Raw genomic sequence first — 9,463 nt, forward strand, 5'->3', positions numbered from 1 at the left:
TTCCTTGTAGGCACTGCTCCATTCGGAGAGGAAATGATTGAAGACAAAACGAGCGCAACCGATTGTCTTAGCGATGAGCGATTCTTGGGTTTTATTTGGATAGATACGAAAGTTATACGCTTTATGCTTCAACCTTTCCACCTCCTAATCAGGAACATACGTTCTTACTTTAGGATATCACGGAAGGGAGAATATTCAAAGGCATTCGCCTTACGGCGACGGCATTCATCTCCCCCTTGCCACCGGTCTTCGACACGGCGCTTGAAGAGGGAGTCTTCTGCCGATGAATGATAAAAACTGTAAACTAAAAAAAGGAGCCCCTTTAAGGACTCCTTTTCCTTTTATAGAATTAACGTATTTTTCAAGCCAGCGATGAAATTCTCAAAATCCTCAGCCACTTCTTCGGCAATTTCCGGATCTTTATAGCTCTCATCATGAAGCTTAGATAATCCAGGTTCTACTTCTACCGTACGCCCATCTAACAGGACAAGCTCAAGTTTCCAAGGTGGCGTGTTTTGATTTAAGCTATAATCACTGAACAGTTCTTTCATTGAGATAATCTTGTCTGTGAATAAAGTTTCTTTTGTGACTTCCATTTCTTCAGTCATCGTCAAAATGGTGAGGGTCCGTTCACGAATGTTCACGATAAACAGACTTTGCAAATCTTCCGTAAGCACTTCCGCTGAGCGATAATTATCAGATTCAAACACTTCGTCCGTAAATTCCAGAGTTGCAACCGTACGCAGATTTTCCGTTGAAGATATTAATCTTTCCCTAAGAGCAGTAGACATTAAATTACCTCCTTAATTTTTATGGTTCACTCCTCTTCATTGCCTGATATAGAGCACTTAAAACCGTTTTTACCAAAAATAAACAATTGTATCTAAAGTGGGGAAATCATGGCTTTCGAAAGAAGGATTTTCTCGACACATCCTGTGGTCTTTCTCTAGGATCGGTCATATTTTTTTCACTATATTAATACAGGGTAAAGAAATTAAGGATCATCGTCCTATATAAACACTCTTCTAATACGATCATACAACTAAATTTTTTCTAATTATATGAAGTTTTTTCATAATTTAAGGGTTTATTTCTTTTTCTGGTTCCTCCCCTTGTGGTTAAAATTACACCTGCAATTACCATAAGAGCCCCAGCTATTTCCGGAAGTTTTATCGTTTCACCAAGCCACATATAGGCACCGACCATCGTGACGACAGGTAGGAAATTTAAGAATACAGAAGCCTGCGAGGCTCCGAGCCTCTCCACCGCCCGGTTATAAAATACTAGCGCAATAACAGAAGGAAACACACCTAAGTATAAGAATCCCATCCAGTACTTACTTTCACCGAGGGACGGTACATCACCAAGGGCCCATTCAGCTGCGACGAACGGCAGGAGAATCAGCACGGACAATCCTGTCATCACAAGGAGAACCCCGTATGCCGGAAACAAGTGCATAAACTGCTTCACTACTATTGAATAGACTGCCCAGCAAGTGATGGCTCCTATCATAATGACGTCCCCGATGTTCCATGAAGACGAGAACAGTTCAAGCAGCTGGCCATCCATAACCACCCATACCGCTCCAAGGAAAGACAGCATTACTCCGATCCGCTTGATCAGCGGTAGCTTTTCTTTTACGAGCAGAGCACTTAATACGACCGTGACAACAGGTATGACCGTTTCGAGTACAGACACATTGGAAGCCGTGGTGAATTGAAGTGCTCCATAAATAAACGTATTAAAAAAAGTGACTCCGTTAAGGGTCATCACTAAAAGCGGTCCCTTGTATTCACGAAAAGTTTTTCTCGCTTTCCAGGCACTCCTAACTCCAATCGGAAGTAAAAAAACAAAGGCAACGAGCAGCCGGAAAAATGCAATAGTAAACGCCGGCAAATCATTTATTGCTTTCCCCGTAAGAATATTACCCGCATAGAATAGCACGACAAATATCATTAATATGTATGGATACATGGAATCTTCCCTTCTTAGTTAGACCATGCTTTTATTTTATAATCACCGGGTGCTTTTTTAAAACGTTACAAAAAAAACGAAGCTTCCCTTCTCGAAACTTCGCCCGGTAATTCTATAAAGTTTAATAGTAAGCTACAATTGAAATCAGTACGGCAGCTGCAAAATAAAGCAACGTTCCAATCGATACTGGATTCACTTTAAATTGAAAGATCGACACACGATAGATATCTTTGCCATCTCCAAAAACCTGGTTGTCCACATTCGCATACTGATTTCCGATAAACTCATTAAACTGCATGAACCATACCATAATGAACAGCAGAAAACCGATCGTAAAATGGGATTCAATGAATGATAATCCTGTTCGTGTTGAGACCAGGAAAGTCAGTGATAATTCAAACAATATCGTGAGCGTAGTAATAGAAGAAACCAGCCATTTTTTCGGGACTTTCCTTAAGTACTTATCTTCTACGTGATCCATAACATGGGCTCCGGCGATAGGTATTAGAAAGATGAGGGACATGACCACTGTACTTGAAATCCAGACGTTATTGAATACATCAGCCTCCCCTCGAAGTTTCCATCCTTTAAATCCAAATAATGGATAAAACACCATAATTATAATAAAAGTGTACCACCAGCGGAATATCATGTACACTTTTTCCTATTAAAAAATGCGTAACCTATGAGAAAGGTCACGCATTTTCTTTATAGATTTTCAAAAAACAGTCGAAGAACGTCAGCTCCGCCTATAAATGTGCCTAGAGAGCTGCCCACATTGGCGAGCAGAACCACAAGCAGGATACGAGTCACACGGTTACGCCAGAATCCCTTCAGACTCGTGACATCTTCAGATAAGGTTTCAAATTCTGATACCTTAGGCCTGCGAAAATACGCCTGAACAATGCCGGCAAACCATCCAGCTGCGATCAGCGGGTTAAGCGATGTAATCGGTGCGGCCACGAAAGCTGCTAACACGGCTAATGGATGAGCCATGGCCGCAGCTGTACCGATCGCAGAAAACGAACCATTCCACAGCACCCAGCTGATGGTCTGTTGGGTACCAGCCTCCGGATTCGCCATAAACGTATAAACAATGATAGATATTATTAAAATGGGAATGCTCCAGCCTATAATCTTCGGCCACGGAGACTTAGGGGGACGCTTATTTAATTGAGCTAAATCATGCTCTTTGTAAATCGCTTCTTTAATACCCGGTACGTGAGCCGCTCCAAGGACTGCTACCACTTTCTTACCGGGCGCATCTTTAATTTTCTGAGCTAAATACTGGTCACGCTCATCAATCAATGGTTTTTTCAATTTCGGGAAGTTCTCGGTCAGGTCCTTCAGCATGCCATCGAGCATATCCTGCGTCTTCATCTTTTCAAGCTCCGCTTCGGAGATGGTATCGTTACTAAAGATGCTGTAGATGATGGACATTAACAATTTGGATTTGCCTCCAAATCCGATATTACCCCAGATTCTTGCAAAGGTTACCTGAATATTACGGTCTGCTAATACGAGCTCTGCGTCATGCTCTTTTGCTGATTCAATCCCTTGAATCATTTCCTGACCAGCCTGAATACCAAATTGCTTAGCCATCCGCTTTTGAAAGGAGGAGATAGCCAGGTTCATTAACAATAGGGATGCCTTCTTCTGCTTAATCACAGCAAAAATATCTGTGTCTTTCCAGGCATCGCCGTCTACAATCGATTGATACCGCTGCTCATCTAATTCCACACATACAGAATCAGGCTGTTCTTCATCTATAACCTGCTTGACTTGTTCCGCGCTTTGTTTAGAAACGTGCGCAGTACCAATCAGTATGTACTCTGTATCATTTATATGAAGTCTCGTGATGTTATCTTCCGTCATCGCCATACATACCTTCCTTTACCAGTGGACTATATTGTTTCATCTCTACTAATACTAAACCAGAATGTATAAAATGAGAATGGGTTTCACTTGTTTTCTAGGCGAGCCCAGCCTGCACGTTGACAAAGCGACCCCTGCCCTATAGAATCTCTATTAATTATTATCTCATGAAACGAATTCCCGTGCCCATATAAATTTGGAAATCTTGTTTAACGTATCTGCTTATCGCGGGATGGAGATACATACAGTGCGGATATCGCATTCTATCCTGCCTCCCACTTTCAATGGATCAGGTATTTAATAAAAGGAGAAATCATATATGAATTCAGCTAAAGAACAGTTAACGAAAGATCTGAACATCGCAAGCAAGAAAATCCCTGCAGATACGATCATTAAGAATGGTAAGATACTGGATGTCTTCAATCTCGAATGGATCGAGGCCGATGTGGCTATTTCTGATGGTAAATTCGTCGGGATCGGACAGTATCATGAAGCAGTCCAGATCATTGACGCCAAAAATTGCTATGTCTGTCCCTCCTTTATTGATGGACACGTTCACATTGAATCTTCTATGGTCACCCCGGAAGAGTATGCTAAAGTCGTTGTCCCTCACGGAGTTACCGCGGTGGTCACAGACCCCCATGAAATAGCCAACGTTTCCGGTGAAGAAGGTCTGCAATTCATGCTCCAGAACGCTGATAACCTTCCTTTAGAGGTTTTCTTTATGCTTCCCTCTTGCGTCCCTGCTACTCCATTCGAACATTCAGGAGCACAGCTCACAGCCGCTGACCTTGAAAAATACTTAGCCCACCCCAGCGTGCTCGGCTTAGCGGAAGTTATGGACTATCCCTCTCTCCTGCATACAAAAGATAACCTTCTCGATAAAATCACGATGACTCATCAGCACGGCGGGAAGCTTGACGGCCACCTGGCAGGACTGGAGACCAATGCCGTTAATCTCTTTCGTACGGCAGGAATAACCACGGACCACGAATGTACGAAAGAAGAAGAAGCACTGGAACGCCTGAGACGAGGAATGTATCTAATGATCCGTGAAGGCTCTGCCGCGAAAGATTTAAACGCATTAATTCCAGTAGTCACCGCCCATAACGCACGGCGCTGTCTATTCTGCACCGACGATAAACACCTCGATGAACTGATCGAGGAAGGAAGCATCGACCATAATGTACGGCTTTCCATTCAACGCGGAGTATCGCCTCAAATTGCCTTACAAATGGCTTCTTTAAACGCAGCCGAATGCTATGGTCTGACGAATAAAGGGGCGATCGCTCCCGGTTATGATGCCGATTTTTTACTCATTGAAGACTTGGAAAAAGTGAAAATCAGCGGGGTCTACAAACAGGGAAATCAAGTCAGCCATAATGGCTCTTACACGCCCCCTGAGAATGGAAAAGCAAAAAAGCCGGCTCCTATTACGAACACCATTCATATCCCGGCACTGACAGAAGAGCATTTGAAACTGCCTATAAGCGAAGCACAGCAAGCTCACATTATTAAGATTAATCCAAATCAGCTTCTTACCAATAAATTAGTAGAAAAAGTGGATACAGAAAACGGATTCTTCATGGCATCGCCCGATAAAGATCAATTGAAACTGGCGGTAGTGGAGCGCCATAAAAAAACCGGACATCTTGGCATTGGGATAGTGAAAGGCTTCGGGTTAAAAGATGGAGCAATCGCCACGACCATTGCTCATGACTCCCACAACATCGTGGCCCTGGGCGCCAATGATCCCGACCTCCTCAAAGCCATTCATACGTTAAAAGAAATTAATGGTGGTCTTGTGATCGTTAAGAATGGAGCAGTCTTATCGTCCCTTCCCCTCCCAATTGCCGGATTGATGTCTGATCAGTCGTTTCCATTTGTTAAGGAGCGGCTCGAACATATCGGAGAAACGCTGCCTAATTTAGGATTTACGAAGGATTTCAATCCATTCCTTACATTATCCTTCTTAACGCTGCCGGTGATCCCTTCCCTGAAATTAACGGACATGGGCTTATTTGATGTAGAAACGTTTCAGCATATTGAGGTATCCTTATAGAAAGCTGGAAACCAGATTGAACGTCTGGTTTCCAGCTTTTTTATTCAACCCTATAAACCACGCGAGGCTCAATGTAATAGGTCGCGTTCGATTGAATACGATCTTCCTCACTGTTTTCAAACTCTCGAACCGTCATCCGTACCGCGTCTATTGGAAGCTGCCCTTTGATCACCGGCCTTGTACCGGAAGTGGTGACCATAAACGTGTTCTCTGGATTTCCAGACATAGAGCGAACCGCTCCTTCTGCGTTAAGCGAATAATATTGGGTATCCTTATTTTGCATGAACGCCTCTAGTCCCGTTTCATTAATCACCTTAAAAAATTCTTCCGGAGAGATCCGCCCCTGCATGTCCTGGCCCATGTGATAAACTTGATGGTTCTGCTTCTGATAACGATTCCGTTTAATTTCATACTCTTTTTCATCCAGTTTCAACTCTACAGAATAATTACTTTCTCTGTTCCCTTGTTCAACTACCTTAAAATTATAGAACAGCGACTGCACGGCTCCTTTATCCGTGAATTCCATTTCAAGTCTCTGCAGTCGTGGATTATGAATATCATTAAATGTATTCTTAACCATATTCCAGTGCTCGGTAAAGTCAAATTCTTCAGACGCACCCAGGCTTTGAGCGGCTTCTATGTGACGGGGACGCTCGTACACATAATTTTGTACAGGCGGAATGATTAAAGATGTAAGGAAGAGGAACAGACCTAAGTAAGCTGCATACCGTTTCGCCAACCGATTCCAAGCAGGCTCCCGAAAAAACATTAGAAAAATGATAAACCCTAATGGAAGGGACCACTGATTAATCGTGAAGGCAAAGCTTCCCAGAACCGAGTAGCCAAGAAGCTTCAGGAATAAGTAAGGCTCTTCTCTTCCCCACTTGCGGTAGATGTACAGGATAATTCCAAATTGACATATGTATAGAATGAGATAGAGCATTAGACACCCTCCTTTATCACTACAAATTCTATCATGAATTCCAGAGTACCCGAATACCATACTGACTTTTTACAGGAAACTCTGAGGAGTGAATGATCCTGCTCTTCAAATTCTTCAATCTGACCGAATCATCTCTTAATTCAGCACCAAAAAACCAATGTACTTATGAGACATTGGTTTAAAAATATATGCATATTCAATTAATAAAGGAGGCCAAGTAAAACTCAGCCCCAATTCCTTCTATGACAATTGGCGTTCGTACACCACTTCATTTGTTTCTGGATCTAAAGCATCCACTTTCATATCCACGACCCGGCCATCTGCATTACTTTTAAAACCCCATAAGCGAATATAATTATTCATATTATAATCACGGAAAGTAAGATGGACTTTTCTCAATTCTTCATTTTCACCTGGCTCTTCTTTAATCACACACTCCTGAAACTTCATCGTTTCAGAAGGCTGACTCAATATATAGTCATACATGATCTTTTCAAGTTCAGGAAAAGCCATTCCATCGTTATCTAAGCAAGTATTTTTAAATTCATTGTAGTCTGTAATGTGATGGATTACCTTAGATTCGTTTGCCATGTTTGTGCCTCCTAGATTAAACAGTTACCTATCTCTTTCCCTGTAATATGTATTGGAAAACCCTCTAGGCAAGACTATGACACTGTTCGGAAGATACTTACTTAGTGAAACGAAAAACGGCGTTATCCTTGTTGAAGGATAACGCCGTCATTACATTAGTATTTAATACCGGTGGCCGGGCTCGAACCGGCACTCCGTGAGGAACACGATTTTGAGTCGTGCGCGTCTGCCAATTCCGCCACACCGGCAAAATCTCATTGGAGGCGGCAACCGGAATCGAACCGGTGATAAAGGAGTTGCAGTCCTCTGCCTTACCGCGTGGCTATGCCGCCATTACAAGATCAGTTGTATTTTAGTTTATTCTAACATGTACTCAATTATGATTGAAATATTATGGAGCGGGAGACGGGATTCGAACCCGCGACCCCCACCTTGGCAAGGTGGTGTTCTACCACTGAACTACTCCCGCAGTGGAAAATGGCTGGGCCAGCTGGATTCGAACCAGCGCATGACGGTACCAAAAACCGTTGCCTTACCGCTTGGCTATGGCCCAAAGTGAAAATAAATGGGGCGGCTGATGGGAATCGAACCCACGAATGCCGGAACCACAATCCGGTGCGTTAACCACTTCGCCACAACCGCCATAGAAAAAAGCAGGGGTAGTAGGAATCGAACCCACATTGACGGTTTTGGAGACCGTAGTTTTACCATTAAACTATACCCCTATTTGAATGATTAAATTATAAATGGTGGAGGGAGTAGGACTCGAACCTACGAACCCGATGGGAGCGGATTTACAGTCCGCCGCGTTTGGCCAACTTCGCTATCCCTCCATGTTGTATATACCTACTAGCATCAAATGGTGCCGGCCAGAGGACTTGAACCCCCAACCTACTGATTACAAATCAGTTGCTCTGCCAGTTGAGCTAGGCCGGCTAAAAAAATGGTGGCTCGGGACGGAATCGAACCGCCGACACACGGATTTTCAGTCCGTTGCTCTACCGACTGAGCTACCGAGCCGAATCTTATGTATAGCCTAAGTATGAAAATGGCGGTCCGGACGGGACTCGAACCCGCGACCTCCTGCGTGACAGGCAGGCATTCTAACCAACTGAACTACCGGACCATATTAACTATTAATGAACGAAGAAGTTAGTTCAACGTAGTTCATTAAAGTAATTTGGTTGCGGGGGCAGGATTTGAACCTGCGACCTCCGGGTTATGAGCCCGACGAGCTACCGAACTGCTCTACCCCGCGATATTGTGGGTTTTCTAATTCCCATAAAGTATGAAGTTACCTTGCGGTAATGGTGGAGGATGCAGGGATCGAACCTGCGACCCCTTGCTTGTAAGGCAAGTGCTCTCCCAGCTGAGCTAATCCTCCATATGAAGTGGTGACCCGTACGGGATTCGAACCCGTGATACCGCCGTGAAAGGGCGGTGTCTTAACCACTTGACCAACGGGCCATTGTGGAAAAATGAACTTATGGCGGAGAGCGAGGGATTCGAACCCTCGAAACCGTGGTAACGGTTTACACGAATTCCAATCGTGCTCCTTCGGCCAGCTCGGACAGCTCTCCAAAATATGGCTCCAACGGTAGGATTCGAACCTACGACCGATCGGTTAACAGCCGATTGCTCTACCACTGAGCTACGTTGGAATAATATAAAACCTGGCGGCGTCCTACTCTCACGGGGATCGACCCGACTACCATCGGCGCTGAAGAGCTTAACTTCTGTGTTCGGCATGGGAACAGGTGTGACCTCTTCGCCTTCACCACCAGATCTTATTTCCTTTTTTTCAAGGACAAGATATATTGTATTGTTTTTCGAGCAAAAAATCAAGGGTAAATTACAAGTTTTTTTGTAAACCCTCAAAACTGGATAAGGTAATCATTCAACCATCGGACGAGCGAACGTCTCTTCCGACTTCTTTTTTAAAGGATAGATAAGTCTTCGATCCATTAGTATCCGTCAGCTCCACGTGTCACCACGCTTCCACCTCGGACCTATCAACC

General features: G+C 43.8%; 8 protein-coding genes, 15 tRNA genes and 1 rRNA gene. 1 reads left to right on the forward strand and 23 read right to left on the reverse strand.

From position 1 onward, the window contains the following. The 5 genes from WAM07_RS09935 to WAM07_RS09955 form a co-directional block, all read right to left on the reverse strand. Nucleotides 1-141, reverse strand: a 141-nt coding sequence (locus WAM07_RS09935) for a helix-turn-helix domain-containing protein (RefSeq protein ID WP_422166493.1), incomplete at its 3' end; no start/stop codon positions are given. A 200-nt stretch (nucleotides 142-341) separates the two neighbouring features. Further along, complete coding sequence (locus WAM07_RS09940) at nucleotides 342-791, reverse strand: hypothetical protein (RefSeq protein WP_422166483.1); 450 nt, start codon at nucleotides 789-791, stop codon at nucleotides 342-344. Between the two features lie 262 nt (nucleotides 792-1,053). Then, nucleotides 1,054-1,974, reverse strand: a complete 921-nt coding sequence (locus WAM07_RS09945) for a DMT family transporter (RefSeq protein WP_422166485.1) — start codon at nucleotides 1,972-1,974, stop codon at nucleotides 1,054-1,056. A 121-nt stretch (nucleotides 1,975-2,095) separates the two neighbouring features. Next, entirely contained in the window at nucleotides 2,096-2,626 is a 531-nt protein-coding gene (locus WAM07_RS09950) for a hypothetical protein (protein WP_422166487.1), read from the reverse strand. Nucleotides 2,627-2,682: 56 nt separating this feature from the next. Then, on the reverse strand, nucleotides 2,683-3,849 hold the full coding sequence (locus tag WAM07_RS09955) for a TraB/GumN family protein (protein ID WP_422166495.1): 1,167 nt from the start codon (nucleotides 3,847-3,849) through the stop codon (nucleotides 2,683-2,685). A gap of 319 nt (nucleotides 3,850-4,168) precedes the next feature. Here WAM07_RS09955 and ade point away from each other — a divergent pair, with 319 nt between their 5' ends. Next, on the forward strand, nucleotides 4,169-5,911 hold the full coding sequence (ade, locus tag WAM07_RS09960) for an adenine deaminase (protein WP_422166488.1): 1,743 nt from the start codon (nucleotides 4,169-4,171) through the stop codon (nucleotides 5,909-5,911). A gap of 40 nt (nucleotides 5,912-5,951) precedes the next feature. Here the strand turns inward: ade and WAM07_RS09965 are convergent, their stop codons facing one another. The 18 genes from WAM07_RS09965 to rrf all read right to left on the reverse strand — a co-directional run bounded on the left by WAM07_RS09965 (nucleotide 5,952) and on the right by rrf (nucleotide 9,230). Continuing rightward, the gene (locus WAM07_RS09965) at nucleotides 5,952-6,854 is read right to left on the reverse strand and encodes a hypothetical protein (RefSeq protein WP_422166490.1); all 903 of its coding nucleotides are present in this window, start codon (nucleotides 6,852-6,854) and stop codon (nucleotides 5,952-5,954) included. A 240-nt stretch (nucleotides 6,855-7,094) separates the two neighbouring features. Next, the gene (locus WAM07_RS09970; protein ID WP_422166491.1) at nucleotides 7,095-7,445 is read right to left on the reverse strand and encodes a hypothetical protein; all 351 of its coding nucleotides are present in this window, start codon (nucleotides 7,443-7,445) and stop codon (nucleotides 7,095-7,097) included. Between the two features lie 166 nt (nucleotides 7,446-7,611). After that, nucleotides 7,612-7,693: transfer RNA gene (locus WAM07_RS09975), tRNA-Leu, on the reverse strand. A gap of 10 nt (nucleotides 7,694-7,703) precedes the next feature. Further along, a tRNA-Cys gene (locus WAM07_RS09980) sits at nucleotides 7,704-7,777 on the reverse strand. Nucleotides 7,778-7,839: 62 nt separating this feature from the next. Further along, a tRNA-Gly gene (locus tag WAM07_RS09985) sits at nucleotides 7,840-7,914 on the reverse strand. Nucleotides 7,915-7,923: 9 nt separating this feature from the next. Beyond that, nucleotides 7,924-7,998 (reverse strand) — tRNA-Gln (locus WAM07_RS09990). 13 nt (nucleotides 7,999-8,011) lie between these two features. Then, a tRNA-His gene (locus tag WAM07_RS09995) sits at nucleotides 8,012-8,087 on the reverse strand. A gap of 12 nt (nucleotides 8,088-8,099) precedes the next feature. Continuing rightward, nucleotides 8,100-8,170: transfer RNA gene (locus WAM07_RS10000), tRNA-Trp, on the reverse strand. A 22-nt stretch (nucleotides 8,171-8,192) separates the two neighbouring features. Continuing rightward, nucleotides 8,193-8,278 (reverse strand) — tRNA-Tyr (locus WAM07_RS10005). 27 nt (nucleotides 8,279-8,305) lie between these two features. Beyond that, nucleotides 8,306-8,381 (reverse strand) — tRNA-Thr (locus tag WAM07_RS10010). Between the two features lie 8 nt (nucleotides 8,382-8,389). Continuing rightward, a tRNA-Phe gene (locus WAM07_RS10015) sits at nucleotides 8,390-8,465 on the reverse strand. Nucleotides 8,466-8,494: 29 nt separating this feature from the next. Continuing rightward, nucleotides 8,495-8,571: transfer RNA gene (locus WAM07_RS10020), tRNA-Asp, on the reverse strand. Nucleotides 8,572-8,626: 55 nt separating this feature from the next. Beyond that, a tRNA-Met gene (locus WAM07_RS10025) sits at nucleotides 8,627-8,703 on the reverse strand. A 50-nt stretch (nucleotides 8,704-8,753) separates the two neighbouring features. Further along, a tRNA-Val gene (locus WAM07_RS10030) sits at nucleotides 8,754-8,829 on the reverse strand. Between the two features lie 8 nt (nucleotides 8,830-8,837). After that, a tRNA-Glu gene (locus WAM07_RS10035) sits at nucleotides 8,838-8,912 on the reverse strand. 20 nt (nucleotides 8,913-8,932) lie between these two features. Next, a tRNA-Ser gene (locus WAM07_RS10040) sits at nucleotides 8,933-9,025 on the reverse strand. Nucleotides 9,026-9,031: 6 nt separating this feature from the next. Next, nucleotides 9,032-9,106, reverse strand: a tRNA-Asn gene (locus WAM07_RS10045). Between the two features lie 10 nt (nucleotides 9,107-9,116). After that, a 5S ribosomal RNA gene (rrf, locus tag WAM07_RS10050) occupies nucleotides 9,117-9,230 on the reverse strand. Nucleotides 9,231-9,463 lie beyond the last annotated feature (233 nt).

This window comes from Halobacillus sp. (assembly GCF_049282395.1).
Classification (GTDB): domain Bacteria; phylum Bacillota; class Bacilli; order Bacillales; family Halobacillaceae; genus Halobacillus.

Coding starts and splice junctions, on each gene's coding strand:
- WAM07_RS09965 (WP_422166490.1), bottom strand. CDS start 6,854: ATGCTCTATCTCATTCTATACATATGTCAATTTGGAATTATCCTGTAC.
- WAM07_RS09940 (WP_422166483.1), bottom strand. CDS start 791: ATGTCTACTGCTCTTAGGGAAAGATTAATATCTTCAACGGAAAATCTG.
- WAM07_RS09945 (WP_422166485.1), bottom strand. CDS start 1,974: ATGTATCCATACATATTAATGATATTTGTCGTGCTATTCTATGCGGGT.
- ade (WP_422166488.1), top strand. CDS start 4,169: ATGAATTCAGCTAAAGAACAGTTAACGAAAGATCTGAACATCGCAAGC.
- WAM07_RS09970 (WP_422166491.1), bottom strand. CDS start 7,445: ATGGCAAACGAATCTAAGGTAATCCATCACATTACAGACTACAATGAA.
- WAM07_RS09950 (WP_422166487.1), bottom strand. CDS start 2,626: ATGATATTCCGCTGGTGGTACACTTTTATTATAATTATGGTGTTTTAT.
- WAM07_RS09955 (WP_422166495.1), bottom strand. CDS start 3,849: ATGACGGAAGATAACATCACGAGACTTCATATAAATGATACAGAGTAC.